The organism is Salinimonas marina (assembly GCF_015644725.1).
Taxonomy (GTDB): Bacteria; Pseudomonadota; Gammaproteobacteria; order Enterobacterales; family Alteromonadaceae; genus Alteromonas.
This window is the reverse complement of the sequence record NZ_CP064795.1, coordinates 18,747-36,755: the sequence shown is the minus strand read 5'-3', so window position 1 is coordinate 36,755 and position 18,009 is coordinate 18,747. Positions and strand designations below refer to the sequence as shown.

Here is an 18,009-nt window from a genome sequence, read left to right as displayed (position 1 = left end):
ACACATAAATACACCTGACCGGTTATAAAAAACCGCTAATAGGTGCCATCAATAGCGTCTACAGTAATCAAGTTGTTAATAAAATGATAGATGCACCTGCATGGGTTACGCTTATGCACTCCACTCACTCTGCCTGATAGACCTTTGGCTACCGCCCCTGTAGGCTAAGATTGTGACGCCTCCTCTTTGGCGAACAGCCGATACACCCACATAAAAAAGTACGGTGCAAAGAACACCACGAACAGGGTGGTGGCGGTGATGCCGCCAAGAACGCCGATACTGATGGCATTCTGGGCGCCAGAGCCGGGCCCGGTGGCAAACACCAGCGGCAATACCCCCAGAATAAACGTCAGTGACGTCATCAGAATGGGCCGTAGCCGTTGTTTGGCGGCACTCAGAGCGGCATCATAGGCAGGCATACCTTCATCGACATTACGCTGAGCAAACTCCACAATTAAGATCGCATTTTTGGCCGCCAGACCTATGGTCATCAACAGTCCCACCTGAAAATACACATCATTGGCCTGACCGGTAAGCCAGGTCGCCAGCACCGCGCCCATAATACCGAAGGGCACGGTGAGCATAATGGCCAGCGGAATGGCCCAGCTTTCGTACAGGGCGGCCAAAATCATAAACACTGCAATTACAGTTATGCTGTACAACAGCAAGGTTTGATTGCCGCTTTGCTGTTCTTCGTACGACAACCCGGTCCAGGCAATACTGATCCCCGCAGGCAAGGTATCGGCAAGCCGGGCGACCTCCTGCAAGGCTTCACCGGAGCTCACCCCGGCGGTGGTGGAACCCTGTATCTCCCGGGAAGAGCTACCATTGAAGCGGGTCAGTTTTGGCGGGCCAAAGCTCCAGTTGCCCGCGGCAATTTCTTTAAGCTGAACCATGCCACCCGACTCATTTCGTACATACCAGTTATTAATATCCTTGGGCAGCATCCGGTACTTATCTTCTGCCTGCACGTAGACCCGTTTCACCCGCCCATCTTCTAAAAAGTCGTTTACGTAGGTGCCGCCCAGCGCCGCGCTCAGGGTTTGGTTGATGGAGGCCACCGGCACGCCCAGCGCCCGGGCTTTGATGGTATCGATATCCAGGTTGTATTGCGGGTTATCTGCCAGCCCGTTGAACCGTACCGAGGTAAGCAGCTCACTCTGATTGGCTTTGGCCAGCAGTTGATTGGTGGCCTGCACCAGCGCCTCGTGGCCCAGCCCGCCCTGATCCACCAGCTGAAATTCAAAGCCGCTGGCATTACCCAGGGCGCTCACCGGCGGTGGAATAATCGGGATCACCATTGCATCGGGAATTGTGGATAAGCTTTTAAAGGCCTGATCTTTGATATTAAACACGCTGTTTTGTTCACCACGCTGATCCCAGGGCTTCATTTTTATAAAGGCAATCCCGACATTTTGTGCTTGTCCGGAAAAGCTGAAGCCCGCCGCGGTAAACAGCCCTTCTACTGCCCCGCCGGCTTCGTTAAGGTAAAAATCTTCAACTTTTTTCAGCTTTTCCCGGGTTTGCTCTAAGGTGGTACTGGCCGGGCCCGAGACCAGGGTAAACATACGGCCCTGATCTTCTTCGGGCAGAAATGAGGTGGGAATGCGCAAAAACACCAGTACACTGATAACCACCACCACCAGAAAAATCACCGGCAGGATAATTTTGTTATTCAGAGTGCTTTCCAGAGTCCGTCCGTGGCCGGCCCGCATCTTGGCAAAGCCGCGGTTGAAATAGCCAAACACGCCATGCTGTTGTTCGGTCTTGCCTTGTTCCAGTACCGCCGCGCACAAGGTCGGCGATAACGTCAGGGCCACAAACAACGACAAGCCCATGGCCGCAGAGATGGTGATGGCAAACTGCCGGTAAATCACCCCCACCGAGCCGTCAAACAGTGCCATGGGCAAAAACACCGCCCAGATCACCACGGTGGTGCCCAGCAAGGCAGAAGAAATCTCTTTCATGGCCCGTTTGGAGGCTTCTTTGGGGGTGAGACTGCTATCCTGTTCCAGTTTTCGTTCGGCGTTTTCGGTAACCACAATGGCATCATCCACCAGCATGCCAATGGCCAGCACCAGCGCAAATAAGGTCAGAACATTGATGGAGTAGCCTAGCGCCAGCAAAAAGCCAAAGGTGCCCAGCAGCACAATGGGAATGGCGACCGCCGGGATCAGCGTGGCCCGCAAGGTTTGCAGAAAAATATAAATAACCAGGATAACCAGCACCACCGCGATACCCAGGGTTTTGACCACATTAAAGATAGAAGCTTCGATAAACGGCGAAATATCCACCGGATACATCACTTCCAAATCCTCGGGGATGATATTGTCAAAGTCACTGATTCGGGATTTGATGGCTTCTATGGTGGCCAGCGCATTGGCCGAAGGGGCCAGTTGAATGGCAATACCGGAGGCTGGCTGGCCATTCCAGCGCCCGATAATGTTGTAGTTTTCGGCGCCAATTTCGATGTTGGCCACATCCCCCAGGGTGACATGAGAGCCATCGGGGTTTACCGACAGCAAAATCTGCTCAAATTCGGCCGGGGTCGATAACAGCGCCTGCGCCGTAATGGTGGCGTTGAGCTGCTGGCCTGGCACCGAGGGTGCTCCCCCAATCTCGCCAGAGGCCAGCTGTACATTTTGCTGCTCAATGGCGTTGATCACATCCAGGGTGGTGATGTTGAAGTTGTTCATACTGTGGGGGTCAAGCCACACCCGCATCGCATGTTCAGGACCAAAGGTCTGAATCTGCCCCACGCCGTTCACCCGGCTAAGGGGCTCTTCCAGATTTGACACCAGAAAGTCAGAAATGTCATTACGGTTCATATTGCCGCTTTTAGAAGAAAAGCTGACAATGAGCGCATAGCTGTTGCCGGCCTTTTCTACGGCCACCCCCAACTGCTGCACAATAGGCGGCAAGGAGGACTGCGCCTGCGACACTTTATTCTGGGTTTGTACCTGGGCAATATCGGGGTCGGTGCCCGGTGCAAAGGTAAGGGTGATGGAGGCTTGCCCGGCTGAAGAGCTTTGCGACTGAATGTAGCGCAAGTTGTCGATACCGGTCAGGTTTTTCTCAATAACCTGAGTCACGGTATTTTCCAGGGTCTGCGCCGAAGCTCCCGGATAAGCCGCGGAAATCGACACCTTTGGCGGCGCAATATTAGGGTATTGCTCCAGTGGCAGACTTAGCACCGAAAACACGCCCGCCCCCATAATAATAAGGGCAAGGACGGTGGTAAAAATAGGACGCGCGATAAAAAAACGGGAAAACATAATCGATCAGCGCCCCTGGTCAGTCGAGGGCTTGGCAGAGTCGGACAACCCGGCCGAGTTGGCATCGGCTGACTTCAGCGCCTTGGGTTTCACCGGCGCGCCTTCCTGCAAGTTCATGGTGCCCTGCACAATCACCTTATCGCCGGGTTTTAATCCCTGCTCTATTACCCAGCGATTGTTATACGCCAGCCCGGTTTCCACCGCCTGTTTAGCCGCTTTATTGTCGGGCGTAACCACCCACACATGGCGTGCACCGCCCTGCCCGATTTGCACGCTTTTTTGTGGCACCGTCAGCGCTTTACTGCTGGCTAAGCCTGCAATAGATGCGCGCACAAACAGCCCGGGCAGCAGTTTATTATCGGGATTGGGAAATACCGAGCGCAGCCGAATCGCACCGGTTTGTTGGTCTACCGATAGATCAGTGGCTTCTAGCCGGCCTGTATGCTCGTAAGGCTCGCCCGACTGCGAAAAAAACAGACTGACAGAAAACTCAGCATCGTCGCGCTTTTGAACACGTGACTCGATAAGCCGGGCTTTAAGCGCTTGCGCATCGCCCACCGACTGCGCCAGATCCACATACACCGGGTCCAGCTGGCGAATCGTAGCAAGCGGCGTGGTTTGCTGCTGGGTTACCAGCGCACCTTCGGTAACCTCCGAAGGACCGATAAAGCCACTGATAGGCGCATACACCCGGGTATACGCCAGATTGATGTTGGCATTTTTAAGCTGCGCTTCAGCCTGACTCACCGAGGCCCGGGCCTGTTTCAGACGGGTGGTGGCATCGTCCAGCTCCTGCTGACTCAGGGTATTGTTTTTGGCCAGGCTGTCATACCGGTTCACCAGAGTCTGCGCATTTTCCACCTGGGCATTGGCGTTTTCCAGATTCGCCTGAGCCACCTCAACGTCCGCCTGATAGCGCTCAGGGTCAATCTGATACAGCTGCTGACCTTTTTCTACCAGGGTGCCTTCTTCAAACATCCGCGCCTGAATAATCCCGCTCACCTGGGGTCGTATTTCGGCCTTCCGATAAGACACCACCCGCCCGGGCAGCTTTTCAATGTAACCAATGGGCTGCAGCGACACGTTGACAAAGCCCACCGGTATGGCCTGCTTCGCGCCTTGGGAAGGTTTGTCACTACCATCGCCCTTGCTCTCAGGCGCCTCACTACAGGCCGTGAGCCCACTAACCAGCAGGGTGAGTAACCACACACGGGGCATTCGCGCCAGCCGTGCAACAAGGACAGGGAGAAAAAAAGCATAGGTCATGATGGTAAAGCCTGTGTCACTGAACAAAATAAGTGGCCGCAAACAGGCCAACGGGGAATGTACCGTCTTTCGATTTCGCGACGAATCAGTAAGTTGCTACGTTACCGGACTTGCGGGTGATCAGCCTTAGACGGATGACAATAATTTAAGATAGTAGGGATTGGGCGAATGGCAATGCGAAAACAAGATGAAAAATGACTTTGCCACCGCCACCAAAACGGGGCAAAGCCAGTTGATGCTAAGCGTTTTTACGCGTCGCGGCAGGCCTCCCAGCTGGTGCCTTCATCGTAGGAGCACTCAGTGGTATAGGTGCCATCGGCCTGGGTGGTGGTTTTCAGCCACTGTCCGGTCGAATCATAGTCAATCTGGTAACGTATATCGCCTTCATCCCAGGTTTGGCGCTTCGCCCATGAACTGGTGGGAATAGTCACTGGCTCATCAAACCGGTAGCCTGATACCTCAAGTTCGGCCACCAGCTCAGCAAAATCAAACTGATCGCTGGCTTCGGCAAAACCCACCCAATGGGGCAGGACCGTTACCGTGCCGTCTTCCTGGCGTAAGTCGGCCAGATACGATTTATTGGCCTCATCATAGGTAATATAAAAGATCCGGCGGGGGGTGGTGTTTACAAAGGATTGGTTTTCACAGCCATCGGCCGTCGCGGCCTGCTGTCCCTCGGGCAAATAATTTTGCAATGCATAGGTCACATCCGCCTGGGTAATTGAGACCTGCTCACTAAGGCTACACCGAAAGCCGCCCCCATCGCCGTTGTAAATCGTATCTTTGGTGGCCGTGAGCAGCCCGTCGCCCCACGCGGTATCCAGCGAGTCCCGATAATAGATGGGGGTTAGTACTTCGCTTAGCTCGTCATTCATCAGATCGTCGCGGGCAATAAACTCATCGCCATTAAAGACCACCACATCCCGGAACCAGTGCGGCTCATCATCATCGGTGTAATAGGGATTGTGACCAAAATAATGCACTACCCGCACCTCAGATGCCTGCGGATAAGCTGCTTTTACGGTCTGAGTATGCGCAAAGCTTTGTTGCAGCCCTTTTACAAATTGTTGAGCCAGGGCCTTGGCCTCGTCGTTTTCATCGGCAATGAAATCACGAAAAATGGTTTCGGCACTGATGTTATACAGGCTCACCGTATTGCCGATAGTATCGTCTACCAGCGCCTGCACTTCCTGACGTTTTGCCTGATCGGTTAGCAAGGTTTCACAATCGCTAAAATCAGAGCCATTCAGCGCATCCTGAATGCCTTGCCACAATACTGTGGTCAGGGGCGAAACATGCAGCAAACTGTCATCATCAAGCACCGCCATCTGTGGTGGCCGCACCATTTGATACGCCTCGGTAACTTCGCCCAAATCTTCATCCATCGCGCCCACCGGCACATCAACATACACCGTGGCATAGGCGGCGCACTGCTGCTGAGTGTCGGTTAACTCAAGAGTGTAATTACCAGCCGCTTCAGACACCGCACTGGGTTCATCGTCATCAAACACGCCATTGTTATTAAAGTCGATCCACACCGTCGCCCCACTCACATAGCCATCGATGACCTTACCCGATATCGACGGTGCGGGTGCTTCAGAGCCAGAGTCATCAGAGCCTGCAGCGCCGTCACTGTCCGAAGAAATATCGTCACCATCGGCGTTGTCCGACTCATCGGATGATGCTTTATCGCTGATATTATTTTGCTGCGAAGTTTTCGGATCAGGAGCGTCTGAGCCGCCACACGCGGTCACGAAGACGGTCATTGCTAAAAGAATGAGCGGGTTTATTATTTTCATTTTTATCTTCCGAATTGATAAGCCAGTTAGCCTATACCAAAAAAGTGCTAAAGAGCAAATTTTGTGCAGCTGCAGTGTTAACTGTTTTTATCGGTGTCTGAAAGTAAGAAAGGCAGTGCATAAGACGATGAAAGTAGTGCTTGTAAAACGGTGGCTTAGGAGGAAAACTTGTTGAATTGCTTTTTCTGTCCTCACACGAAATGGTACTCTTTGGTAGTGCACTTTATGGCTTGATTTCAGTGTTGAATTAAGCCCGCTTGAGATATTTGCCTTTGATAGCTGAAGCCTGAATAGGTTGTTTACCCAGCCTCTCGGCGGTAATGACGCACTTAACGAATTTTTATCACCACTCTTCAAGTTGCTGGAAGTCTTTTATCCGGTCTCTTTGAATTGTCATTGCCTCGAAAACATTATCGAAATTTCTGTTACTTGCAGATAAGTTAGGTAATGCGAGGTTAGCCTGTATAAAAAATTCATCAGCCTGCTTTTCCCACGCTTGCTCCCACCACTCTGTAATAAGACTACGGCTGTTCATCATCCTCACAGAAGTGGGTAATTTATCGGATTTGCTGCTATTTACCCTGGTTTGAGTTGGTAGCAGATTCCACAAGTCATTATTGGGCCAGCGTGCAAATGGCATAGCATGATCAACGGCATAACCGGCTGAACGAATTGCTTTACCTGACCAACAACAGTGAACTCTGTCTTTGGTCAATAGCTCATCTACACGACTTCTTACTTTGGCCGTGGTTCTTTTCGGATCTATCCATGCCAATGTTTCCAGAAGATCCCCTTTCGCTATTTTTATATTATTTTTATCGCAATAACCAGCCATCAGTGAAGCCCACTCATTTACCAGTGAAGGTTCTATCCAGGCACTGAACCTGGTCAGGGAATCCCATATATGAGCTGGTACATAGAACTCACCAAATGAGGACAGAAACTTTCCATCAAGAGTAAGACCGGTATTGGGCCGTTTGGGCTGAAATCTGTTAACACTGAACACTTTTGTGTCTGAGCCGGGGTTTGTAATATACTTCACAGGCATTTTTTCAATCAGTTCCGCAACCTGTTTTATCGTATAGAATACAGCCTTAGATATTCCGTCCCCCGGATAAGTTGCCCCTACATAAAAATCACTGGCGGGATAAGACGTAAGTGATTTCCACCCGTTATCTTTTATAAAACCGTATCCCCTTGATTGCCCATGCTGAGGTATTTTGTAATGGTCTATAAGCGGTTTGTAGAGTCTTATCCAATAGAGCGCGACCAACCCCAGGGGCAAAGCTACTTTTTCCTGCTCTCTTTTGATTACGGCGCCAGGATGGCCCTCAGCTATTCTCAATAGCGTGCGCAACAAAGCAACTTTGTAAGTAGATGATTTACTGTCGTTCATGATGATATTGCGAAGAAGCGGAAATGCGCCGGAGCCGTCGTCAGGAAGCGTAAGAATGACGGTTTGCCAGCTGACATCCTTGCGATCTAACTCATCCTTCCTGGGATTTTCGTTAACCAGCCTGAAAGCAAGACCAAACTTTTTGGCAAATGCAGCCAGTTCATCTGCCGACACCGGATGCATGGTTCGTTCATCGTTACATGCACCATGTCGTAATGAAATTACAATTTTTCCTCTGGCTTTAAGTAGTGAGCTGATTTTCCTTATGCACCGTTCACGCTCAGAAGGTGCAACATGCATCCAGACCGCACTAAGAAGAATCAGGTCAAATTTTGTCTGGAGGCTGAATACTTTATCGAGAGAAGGAAGACGATCATCAAGCCAGTGAACATTTTGGTTTACGGTGTATTGTTGAGCCCGCTCCCGAATACCAGTTGCAGGCTCAACCGCAAAAACCGTGAGACCCTTTGCGGCAAGAAACTGAGCATCTCTTCCTGAACCGGCGCCGATGTCCAGCACGAAGCCCTGATCGGGGATTTCACTTACCCAGTCGCTATGAACGTTTTCAAAGGAAACGCTGTTGTACTGCGTAGACAGCTTTTCAGCATTCCGCGTATAAAACCTTATATTTTCAGACAAGCTGCAACTATCCTTGTACTTATCGAGTGATGCTAGATGAATTCCACAACAGGTCTGATAACCCGGCCTTATGTAATCATACTATTGAAAGCTGTTCAGCAAAAATCAGGCGCTGGGATCTCTAAATAATTACTGCTGCCCGTTTCTATCCAGTTTGAAATTTTTGTCAAAAGCTCTGGTAGCTCTACTTTGAATTTTCCTTTGAGTGTGCATTCCCATACCACAATCACCCGCCATCCGTTTTCCCGCAGTTTATCTTCCACCATCAGATCCCGGTATCGGTTAGCTGTCAATTTATTGAGCCACCATTCACTATGTGTTTTGGGTAATTTGAAGAGGTGGCAATCATGTTTGTGCCAGAAGCACCCGTGCACGAAGATAACCGTTCTGTGCTTCGCCAATACAATATCTGGTTTGCCCGGCAATCCTTTTTTATACAGGCGATATCGGAATCCGGCATTGTGAAGAGCCTTCCGTAACAACAATTCAGGTTTTGTATCGACCGCACGAATGGATCGCATGTTTTTGCTGCGGACTACTTTGGAATGTACATCTGCCATTTAAAACCTAAACGAAAATACATCCTGGAATACAATTATTTTCCTGGTACTATAAGCGCCCATAAATCTGCGGCTGCGTTTAACTTCTCGCAGGTTCATTTATTTTTCCCATACAAAAACAGTAACTACCTGGCATTACGTTCAGTCAGGTAGTCAGGGTCATCAGCAGCGGTATATAAAATGTCGAAAACAATAAACATAATCGATTTATTTGCAGGGCCCGGGGGCTTGGAGAAGGTTTCAGTTCGCACATCTCTGAGTCAGCGAAATTCAAGATCCGTATGTCTGTTGAGCGTGAGGCCAGTGCCCACAAAACACTTACGCTGCGAGCCTTCTATCGCTTATTAAAAGCCACTGGAAGTAAGGAAGCTGTCAACGATTATTTTAATTACGTGGGGGGCTCCCCCACGTTGAATAAAAGTAAAATTTCTAAAGAGCAACTTATCTGTAAGTACAGCGACCTCTGGGAAGAAGCTTGCGCAGAAACGCTTTACGAGCCGACAGCCCTGGGGGAAGATAATGATAAAATTAAAGCCCGTTTACTCGAGCTAAAAAATCAATATCAAGATGAGCCATGGGTCGTAATAGGCGGGCCCCCCTGCCAGGCATATTCATTAGTAGGCCGGGCAAGAAATAAAGGCATTGAAGGCTATACCGCTGAAACAGATAACCGTCATTTCCTGTATCGTGAGTATCTCAGTGTACTATCAATTATGCAGCCAGATGTCTTCGTTATGGAGAATGTGAAAGGAATTTTGTCTTCCAGAATAAATGGCGAGCTGATTTTTCCTTCTATCCTGACCGATTTGAAAAATCTTGGCGTTGCAGTTAAAGATCCTGATAGCAAAAGAAAATATCATATTTACTCATTCGTTAAGCAGCCGGACAGTCAGGAGCTTTCTGAGCCAACATATTCAGACTTTCGCGATTTCATAATACGAGCAGAAGATTATGGCGTTCCTCAGGCGCGTCACAGAGTCATACTGCTGGGTATTGCTGAAGATTTAGATCATGTACCGGCCACGCTTAAGAAACAGTCTCAGGTTCCAATAGAGACCGTACTTTCCGACCTGCCAGCCTTAAGAAGTAAAATTTCCAGAAAAGCAGACTCCCCCGAGGCCTGGGAGCAGGTAATAAGTAGTCAGGTAAAAACGTTAGCGAAAACGAAAACTACAGATAAAGCGCTTGAGGCAGTAATTGAGTATATGCAAAATGTAGTTGGCGACCTGAAAACCAGCTCGCCGATAGAACAGCATGCAAAAACAGAAAGCTGGTCAGCGGAAAGTTCGAACGAACATTTGCGGGAGTGGCTTTTAAATGACCATTGCGAATGGGTGCTGAACCATCACGCACGAAGCCATATGAGCAGTGATCTTGGACGCTATCTCTTTAGCGCCTGTTGGGCATCCACCCCGATAAATATCGAATCAAGCAAACCATTTCCGAAAGCCACCGACTATCCGGAAGCGCTTGCACCTACGCATGCAAACTGGAAATCGGGTAAGTTTGCAGACAGATTCCGGGTACAAAGGTACGGCAGACCTGCCACAACAATCACGAGCCATATTTCTAAGGATGGCCACTATTTTATCCATCCTGACCCAACTCAATGCAGAAGCCTGACCGTCAGAGAGGCAGCCAGAATTCAAACGTTTTCAGACGACTACTTCTTCGAAGGAAACCGCACTCAACAATATGTTCAGGTAGGAAATGCAGTGCCTCCTTATCTAGCGAAGCAGTTAGCAGAAACTGTTGCATGTTTGTTTAGTAAATAGTGTCCGGCGGCATCTGCGGTTACGTTGTTAGCATCAAAGCGACGCAAGATTTACATCTAGTCGCTTTATAAGATTTTTAAGTGCATTTTTCTCACCTCTGTTTAGTGAAAAAGTGTTACCGGACTCAACTTTGGCCAATGCAGCCATATTTTTTGGCGATGCTACCCCATGCTGCTGCGCCTGAATCCGCAGTTCACTTGCCTTACTGACAAGTTTGATTACAGCAACTTCGAAATCCAGCTCGTTGTTTTGTTTAGTCTCTTTGGTTCCTAGCCTCGTTGAGGCTAGGAACTCCTCTAAAGGTACACCGAACTTCTCGATAGATACATCAACTCGACATGCTTTGCCCCGCACATACGATACCCAGCAAAATTCACGCTTCGCAAATTCAGATATATTTCTCACTTCCGGTGGGGGGACTTGAGGATTTTAGCAACATTCTGAGCAACATTGACAACCCAGTTTAAGAAGTTACTATCGAGTGATTGCTCCTTCCAAATACGGTCCAGATCTATCTGTAGCCCCTGACTTCTGAAACCATCTGCAACAGCTGAAACCGTATAGGCTACGATGGGCGCTTTATACCCCCTATCCTCTTGGTACCACGTCGCACCATTCACAGCTTTATCTACTTCATTAAACAAGATAGCTTTTGCAACTGCACGCCTGAACCACTGGTCATTTATATCTTTTACGCTGTACTTGTTTAGTACCTGCACAAAACGAGAGAAACATTTTTGAGCACCCTCACTCACATGGTGAGGTCTCGCATCAAAGGCGAACTCATATTTTGCAAGATCCGTTTTCGATATAAGTTGTGACCTTGGATAAAGTGTTTGAAGCTTTTTACGTTCTGCCGCCGTTTTATAGGAAAATAAACTTTTAAACTGCCCCCTCGCTCTTTCATAGAACCACCTGCTACTATGGAGCTCCCCTGCACGTTGAGGTGTTTGTACCTGTTTTGATACTCTTTCAATCTGGATTTGAATCTCGCTATTTGCTTGCAAGTCAGCGGTAGAAACTTTGTTCTGAGTGTTTGCATACTCTGATATTTTAGGCACTACGTCTGCTATTGTATCGCTTTCTACTACAGCGAGTTTTACCTGGACAAAAACGTTACTGAGATCAAGTGACTTTGCATCCCTCGCATAGTTTAGCGACGCCGTAGTTTGCCCACCATTGACTATCTGAAAGTCATCAATTTTTTCGATAAGAGTCTCACCATCTTCGCTCTCGTAAAGTGCAATACCAGAGGCTGTGGCAGTTATTCCGTTGTTATAAGCAAAGAACATATGAGGTTCTTTTTCAATGGTCTTTAATATCCCTTTATTAACCTTCGTTACTGCCTGTAGATAAGTACGTACGTTTTTTTCTAAGAGCCGATTTTTATAACGTGCAAAAACTTCGGCGAGAACGTTGCCTGGTAATGCAAATAAATAACTTTTATAAGAATTGATACCTGAAGGAGAAGCTGCGAGGTTTTTTATCCCGCCACCGAAGTCCTCGACGAAGTTTACTTCGACCGGCTCGTTTCCTTGCGAAGTTATTTTACTGTATCGTTCGATATCAATGACGTTAACACTAAGGAGTAATTCCCCGACTTTTTCATCTGGAAAACTTTTTTTTCTTAAACTTAAAACTCCGTTAGTGAAAACAACCAATCTTATACGTTTAATTTTAACGAGGTGCTCTTTCAACAGTATCGCAAGTTGAAAGGCAGGGCTGGACTCTTCTAAATCAAAGATAAAATCAGATGTTGTAGCCTTTGTGACAAACCTTCTAATGCCCTCCACTGCCTTTTCTATATTCTTCTTTGTTATAGAAAATTGCTCGCTATCATCGTGATATTCACATACAGCCAGATATAACTCACTGATAGCACTATCGGAGCTCTCTTGCACGTCAAAAGCATACCCGTCTACCCTATACCCACCTGCAGAATCCTTTAGGATTGGGCAATATGTCAGATCCGGAGTATCTCCATTTTCTGCTGCAGCTTCAGCATAAAGGTTAAAAAACTCAGTGACAGGCATATCACCGGTAGAAGCAATTCCGGCTTTTATCTCTTGTGCCAGTTCTTCAAAATCCTTTTTATTATTATCCATTTATTAAACTCTCTAAGTATTCAAACAAAACTTCAAATGGCTTTATGTACTGTGCATCAATAAAATACGAAGCTGCTGAGACTCCTGGAGGTACATTCTCAGGTGTTAGTCGTGGAAAGCCATCGGCAACTCCATAAAGCGTTGGTTCTGGCACGTTATATGTTGTTTCTGCATAATCTGCCTCACTATCGTAACCTGACAATAGATACTTTCTTCTAAATTCAAATAGTAATTCAATATCCTGAGCTACGATACTTTCAATATCTGTAATTAAGCTTTTGAGTGATGCGCCTTTTTCTGCGGGAGACAATCTAAATAAACTAACAAAAAGCTCGCGTTTGTCATCCTCAAGTTGTTGCAAGGAGCTTACCCGGATACCTTTAGCCTGAGAGGCTAATTGCGCTTTTACTTCAACACGGACGCCATTTATACTCAAATCGTTTGTGTCACCTTCTGGCCCTCGCCAACCATTTATTACACTGGCAGTATGAAAACTCTCTTTCTTTAAAATCAATTTTAATAAAGATAACTCTCCAATTAGACCACGTTGCTCGTTCAGCGTCATCGTTCTTTTGGAGCTTCTGGAAAGCAAATCAGACCAACGTAGAAGTCTTCTGTATACTATTGAAATTGCTATATTTAAGCTTTTTACATTTTCTACGGCTTTCGCTAAATCGACACACACGACAGAAAATAAATCTTTATAGTCGTTTTCCAACAGAGTTAACTTTAAGGTGTATTCTTCGCCGCTTTTTTCTAAACCAAGTTGAATGTTTTTAAGCGAAAGCTCTGATATTTTTTCCGGTTCGAGCGATTCCCATGAGAAATAAAATTCACGGCAGCCACATTCTGAAAACCCGATAAAAAAGTCAAAAGGATTATCAGGAAAAACCCTAAAAACCCCCGCTGATTTACCTGTTGATGAATGCTCCTGCCATTTCAGCGTAAAATCATTCATCTTCCAGGACCTCGTCTGTTTCATTTTCACTGGCCATTGATTTCAGCATTTCTAAAAATCTAGACGTCGCTGCGTACTTTTTCGGTTTAACCTTAACCTTTGTTTCTGGAAAGCCAATACTCAACGAAACTACTAAGTCTTCTGCTCGGCTAAGACTTGATCGGTTCTCTTTATCTTCGAAGTCGAAAATATGAAGGATCAATAACGGCTTTCTCCTGGCTTGCAGGTGTGCTTGCGTTGGTCGCAGGTCACTATCTTCTTTTTTAAGCTTATTTACAGATTCAGTGATGTCGCCTTGGCCGAAGCGAAGATCGTTAGGATTAGGATCCGCCACAACATTCTTAGCGGTTATTTTTACTTTACCTTTCTCTAAATCACCTGTATCGCCACTGTGCCTACTTCTACAGTAAGCATTTTTGTCCGTTTGATAAGGAAAGGGTCTATTACTTTTTAAACCAACGAAGGGGATTGCAACATCCCAGCTAGAGAGTTCTTTCAACCGATCAGATATATAATTGGTTACTAGACTTTCGTTGTTGGAACCCAGGGCAAAGTGGGTCGTAGGATTTTGGAATTTGGTAAGTAACTCCAATACCTCTTGAACAGGCACATTACTATAAACGATAGCTTTGTCCTCTTCGTTGTAGTTCGTGGAGCCATTTACATTTAAACTCGCTAAGAGCTCATCAATCGCCATTTTATTATGTTTGTTTATGGCTAAGTCGTCATATACTTCGTATGCTTGGGTATGCTTGCAGGATAGATCCAACGCGACTTCTATTTCTTCGGCTGTGCGCATTTTGTTTGCAGCAGTTATCGCAATACCTGTAGGGCTATGCCTTACTTTTAATCCAAACTCGCTTGGTCTTTTTTTCTGTTTTTCCATAACCACGAGATCATGTCTTAGCTCCTCTACCGACTCATTGATTTCAGTGAAATGTGCATGCATGTTCTCGGTCATATGCACCCGGCAAAGTCTTTCATAACCCGGCCGGTATCCGAACCACCTTCCCATCTGCAACAACGTATCCGCTGCTCCGACGTTTCTTAATACATAGGACGTTGTCAATCCTTCAAGGGTTAGCCCCCGGGCAAGTGCTAGTCCCCCGACCGCTATTATATGTAGTCCCGATTTAGGAGCATCAGTATAATCCAGCCCTCCCCCTGCATATTTACAAGTTTCACTTCAACAGGCGATAACGCCCTGTTCAGGACAGTCCTAAGCTCATCCCAGGTGATTTCCACAGTACTCTCAAATTCTGCTTCCCAAATCGCAGCCATAGACTTGAGCATGTCCGACTTATTCCAAAAGTCGCTTTTAGCCCAGGTCTCAACACTACTTTTGATGTTATATAGTAACCTGTAAATAAGTTCGTGTACCTGATGCTGTACAGCATTGAACCTGCTAACATTTACCAGCATTGAAGAATTTTTATCGCCATCATCGTTTAAAACGCGTACTGCTCTAACTAATAAATAATGAAACACAGCCTCTTCCAAACTTACAGGAAGTGCGTCTAACTGATGGCTCGCCTTATGTGACACAGGCAGAAGGTCTTGGTAATCATCTGGGATTATTTTTACGCATGCTTCAGCGAGCGGATGGTGTTCTTGTGGAAAAAGCTTATTTGCACCGATGTAATTATCTGGTGGTGTTAGGGATTTTATGAAGTGTTCCGGAAATAAGTCGTTTTCCAGCATTTCATCTTCAGTGTCGGGATCGATAAAAATATTAGCAAATGGCGTTGCCGTATATCCTACATAGGAAGTTCTTCTCGATGTTTGCATTAAAGACCTTACCCGCTGGTTAATTCTGGTCGCAAGTCCAGGATCTTTTGATGTGTTAACAGACGCATTGTCAGCTTCATCGTCAATAATCAGCATTGGCCCTTCCAACGCACTTCCCTGTCGTAATCCTTGCAGCCAATCTATTAACCTTCCCAGCACTTTCTCATTTTTTTTGGTCACAAATAGTATCGGCTCTGCGAAGTTCCCTTCTGAAGCCGTAACTGCTTTGGCCGTTTTAACACTAAAGTCACTATTCTGTGTAGTACCACAATACGGGTGTCTTGGCGATATATGCTCGGACGAGGTGTTTAATACGTATGAAACCGGGTAAGTTTGAATATTATAATCATCGCCAAGTGAAGACTTACCTACAAATGCTTCATCAAGTCTAATTTGAGTTTGATACCGGAGTGAGTTGGTAATACCCGCAAGTACGACGATTATTCTGTAACCGATATCTGCCGCCTTCGAAATAAGAGCTGAATAATTTGTCGTTTTTCCCGATTGAACATGCCCCATGACCAGGCCACGTCTACGCCAGCTATTAGAGTCATTTGGATCGCCAAGATACCCGATAATTTCGTCAGTTACGCTGTCGATTGTTTGGACGACCTGAACTGGCAGTGCAGAAGTAGTTAGCCAGTAGCTATGCAAACGCTTCCAATAGTAAAATTGCGTTTCAGCCTTACGCTCCGGGTACCATTCTCTGAAGTCATTTGTCAGCGTATGCCCCCGCTCTTGAGTTGTTCCATATATCGTTTCGAGGTGGCGGGAAAGCTTCTTTTTTTCACTTTTTGTAAGCAGCGGCGCTATCTCAGATTCATCTACAAATTGTTGAATATAACCTTTTTCGACCGGAAACCTTCCGTTAATTGCTTTATCTAAACCAACTTTCAGAAAGCCTAAAGTTGAATCAAAATCCATTTTTTTGCCTTTATTATTTTAAGTAAATTGCAAGGTTCTCTTTAACGTAGCTACTCGCGTAAGCTTTCTGACTTGCAAAAGGCTCTACCCGCTGTATATACGCTATGAAATTTTCTAAACTTCGCTCTTCTTCATTACTGTCGTTCAAGTACTTAAAAAAGAATTGTTTTGTAAGATATTCGAATTGACATGGATCGGATGGCCCCTGAGTGACTCCTTTTGCAGAGTCTTTGACTAAGTCATCTGCGGGAAAATACGTCTCCAGCATTGCTAATACTGCCTCAACCCCATCTTGTCCAATAACGCTTCTAGTTAAAGGGTGCTCTCTATTAACTTTGTAAATTACCTGACCATTTTTGACTTCTCTGCACCAGACTTTTTCAACGTTATCTATGTGAGTTGAGACACCTTTACGCCGATGAACTGACACTGACTTCTTACTAAACTTTTTTATTACCTTCAATAATCTGCTTTTTAAAGCACTTGGCAATTGAGCATCGGATTTGTCCAGTGTAATTTTCCACTCTTCATCGAGATTATTAGGCAGGTCTACTCGCACTCTTGTAAGCTGACTCAATTCACCATGAGGTATCAATCTAAACCAAGTTCCGTGAATAATAAGTCGCTTATTTCGATAGATATAAAATCCTTGGTTTCGAATCATTCCTTCTTCCCCACCAACCTCTGCCTGCTGAACAACATCAAGCTTCGAAAAGTGTGGAAGTATGAATGGCTTGATTAGGATATTGCGGCCACCCGTCATTTGTATCGTCTCAGCATCGAGCGTCTGAGTTGCGTTGTGCGATGTGACAAATGGATCTACAGGGTTTACTTCAGTTCCATTAATTGTGATAGAAAGCTTTGTTCCAGCTTCCCCTGATAGAAATCGATGAAATACAAGACTAAGTTTTTTTCGTGCCATCGCGACAACTGTTGAAAGTTCATCTGCATCAACACTATCGGCGCTCTCTTTAAGTCTGTCTGAATTAGTCCAAATAACTTCCGTACCAGAGTCTGATTTTGGCGGCCGGTCAAGCAGGCTAACAGCCTCCCCCCCTTCAAAGAAGTCCATACTCCAGTCGGTTATATCATCTATATTCCACCGCGCAGCTACAAAGTTTGAGCTTTGCCAGGCTACTACCGTTAATATCCTAGCCTGAGATAACGAAGCAGACTTCATTCCCCACCCAAACCGGCCTAAATCTTTTGGATCTCTGGCAGTACCAGGATTGGAACTGGCAGGTCGCATTGCACGCTTTAATGTCTCCCCATCCATTCCACTGCCGTTGTCACGAATACGAACAATTACATCATTGTCAAAGTACTGGAAATCAATTTCTACCTGAGAAGCGGCAGCTTGAATGCTGTTGTCAATAATGTCCGAAAGCGCAGCAGCTAAGTCGTAATTACCAAACGAGCGAGCTGTCGCCATTAGATCAGAAGCAATTGGGGGATTAGTTACTTTCATTATCAGCCGTCCTTAAGCAAGAATAATAAAGAGTGTATTCGAAATTAGCACAATCG

The 18,009-nt window shown here is 46.5% G+C and carries 12 protein-coding genes; 1 reads left to right on the top strand and 11 read right to left on the bottom strand.

The window, feature by feature from the left end; translation table 11 throughout:
• Positions 1-164 precede the first annotated feature (164 nt).
• The 5 genes from IT774_RS00160 to IT774_RS00140 form a co-directional block, all read right to left on the bottom strand.
• Positions 165-3,275: an efflux RND transporter permease subunit gene (locus tag IT774_RS00160; protein WP_195810829.1), complete on the bottom strand. Its 3,111-nt coding sequence runs from the start codon at positions 3,273-3,275 to the stop codon at positions 165-167.
• 6 nt (positions 3,276-3,281) lie between these two features.
• Positions 3,282-4,493 carry an efflux RND transporter periplasmic adaptor subunit gene (locus tag IT774_RS00155; protein WP_232365049.1) on the bottom strand — a complete coding sequence of 404 codons (1,212 nt, stop codon included), beginning with the start codon at positions 4,491-4,493 and terminating at the stop codon, positions 3,282-3,284.
• A 296-nt stretch (positions 4,494-4,789) separates the two neighbouring features.
• The gene (locus IT774_RS00150; RefSeq protein WP_195810827.1) at positions 4,790-6,340 is read right to left on the bottom strand and encodes a GEVED domain-containing protein; all 1,551 of its coding nucleotides are present in this window, start codon (positions 6,338-6,340) and stop codon (positions 4,790-4,792) included.
• A gap of 343 nt (positions 6,341-6,683) precedes the next feature.
• Entirely contained in the window at positions 6,684-8,375 is a 1,692-nt protein-coding gene (locus tag IT774_RS00145) for a class I SAM-dependent methyltransferase (protein ID WP_195810826.1), read from the bottom strand.
• 95 nt (positions 8,376-8,470) lie between these two features.
• Positions 8,471-8,935: a very short patch repair endonuclease gene (locus IT774_RS00140; protein ID WP_195810825.1), complete on the bottom strand. Its 465-nt coding sequence runs from the start codon at positions 8,933-8,935 to the stop codon at positions 8,471-8,473.
• A 281-nt stretch (positions 8,936-9,216) separates the two neighbouring features.
• Here IT774_RS00140 and IT774_RS00135 point away from each other — a divergent pair, with 281 nt between their 5' ends.
• Positions 9,217-10,710 (top strand): DNA cytosine methyltransferase, encoded by a 1,494-nt coding sequence (locus IT774_RS00135; protein ID WP_232365048.1) that lies wholly within the window; start codon positions 9,217-9,219, stop codon positions 10,708-10,710.
• 33 nt (positions 10,711-10,743) lie between these two features.
• Here the strand turns inward: IT774_RS00135 and IT774_RS00130 are convergent, their stop codons facing one another.
• The 6 genes from IT774_RS00130 to IT774_RS00105 are packed head-to-tail and all read right to left on the bottom strand — an operon-like array spanning position 10,744 to position 17,953.
• Positions 10,744-11,115: a hypothetical protein gene (locus tag IT774_RS00130; RefSeq protein ID WP_195810824.1), complete on the bottom strand. Its 372-nt coding sequence runs from the start codon at positions 11,113-11,115 to the stop codon at positions 10,744-10,746.
• Positions 11,112-12,815 (bottom strand): AIPR family protein, encoded by a 1,704-nt coding sequence (locus IT774_RS00125; protein WP_195810823.1) that lies wholly within the window; start codon positions 12,813-12,815, stop codon positions 11,112-11,114. Before IT774_RS00125 ends, IT774_RS00130 begins: the two co-directional genes overlap by 4 nt.
• Positions 12,808-13,773 carry a PD-(D/E)XK motif protein gene (locus tag IT774_RS00120; protein WP_195810822.1) on the bottom strand — a complete coding sequence of 322 codons (966 nt, stop codon included), beginning with the start codon at positions 13,771-13,773 and terminating at the stop codon, positions 12,808-12,810. Before IT774_RS00120 ends, IT774_RS00125 begins: the two co-directional genes overlap by 8 nt.
• Positions 13,766-14,890 carry a Z1 domain-containing protein gene (locus IT774_RS00115; protein WP_269749810.1) on the bottom strand — a complete coding sequence of 375 codons (1,125 nt, stop codon included), beginning with the start codon at positions 14,888-14,890 and terminating at the stop codon, positions 13,766-13,768. The genes IT774_RS00120 and IT774_RS00115 overlap by 8 nt, the downstream gene beginning before the upstream one ends.
• Positions 14,890-16,485, bottom strand: coding sequence for a Z1 domain-containing protein (locus IT774_RS17660; protein ID WP_195810821.1), 1,596 nt, complete (start codon positions 16,483-16,485; stop codon positions 14,890-14,892). Before IT774_RS17660 ends, IT774_RS00115 begins: the two co-directional genes overlap by 1 nt.
• Positions 16,486-16,498: 13 nt before the next feature.
• Positions 16,499-17,953, bottom strand: a complete 1,455-nt coding sequence (locus IT774_RS00105) for an ATP-binding protein (protein WP_195810820.1) — start codon at positions 17,951-17,953, stop codon at positions 16,499-16,501.
• Positions 17,954-18,009: the final 56 nt, after the last annotated feature.

Bases quoted from the DNA above. Each gene is read 5' to 3' on its own strand.
- IT774_RS00160 (WP_195810829.1), bottom strand. From the start codon at position 3,275: ATGTTTTCCCGTTTTTTTATCGCGCGTCCTATTTTTACCACCGTCCTT.
- IT774_RS00155 (WP_232365049.1), bottom strand. From the start codon at position 4,493: ATGCCCCGTGTGTGGTTACTCACCCTGCTGGTTAGTGGGCTCACGGCC.
- IT774_RS00150 (WP_195810827.1), bottom strand. From the start codon at position 6,340: ATGAAAATAATAAACCCGCTCATTCTTTTAGCAATGACCGTCTTCGTG.
- IT774_RS00140 (WP_195810825.1), bottom strand. From the start codon at position 8,935: ATGGCAGATGTACATTCCAAAGTAGTCCGCAGCAAAAACATGCGATCC.
- IT774_RS00135 (WP_232365048.1), top strand. From the start codon at position 9,217: ATGTCTGTTGAGCGTGAGGCCAGTGCCCACAAAACACTTACGCTGCGA.
- IT774_RS00125 (WP_195810823.1), bottom strand. From the start codon at position 12,815: ATGGATAATAATAAAAAGGATTTTGAAGAACTGGCACAAGAGATAAAA.
- IT774_RS00120 (WP_195810822.1), bottom strand. From the start codon at position 13,773: ATGAATGATTTTACGCTGAAATGGCAGGAGCATTCATCAACAGGTAAA.
- IT774_RS17660 (WP_195810821.1), bottom strand. From the start codon at position 16,485: ATGGATTTTGATTCAACTTTAGGCTTTCTGAAAGTTGGTTTAGATAAA.
- IT774_RS00105 (WP_195810820.1), bottom strand. From the start codon at position 17,953: ATGAAAGTAACTAATCCCCCAATTGCTTCTGATCTAATGGCGACAGCT.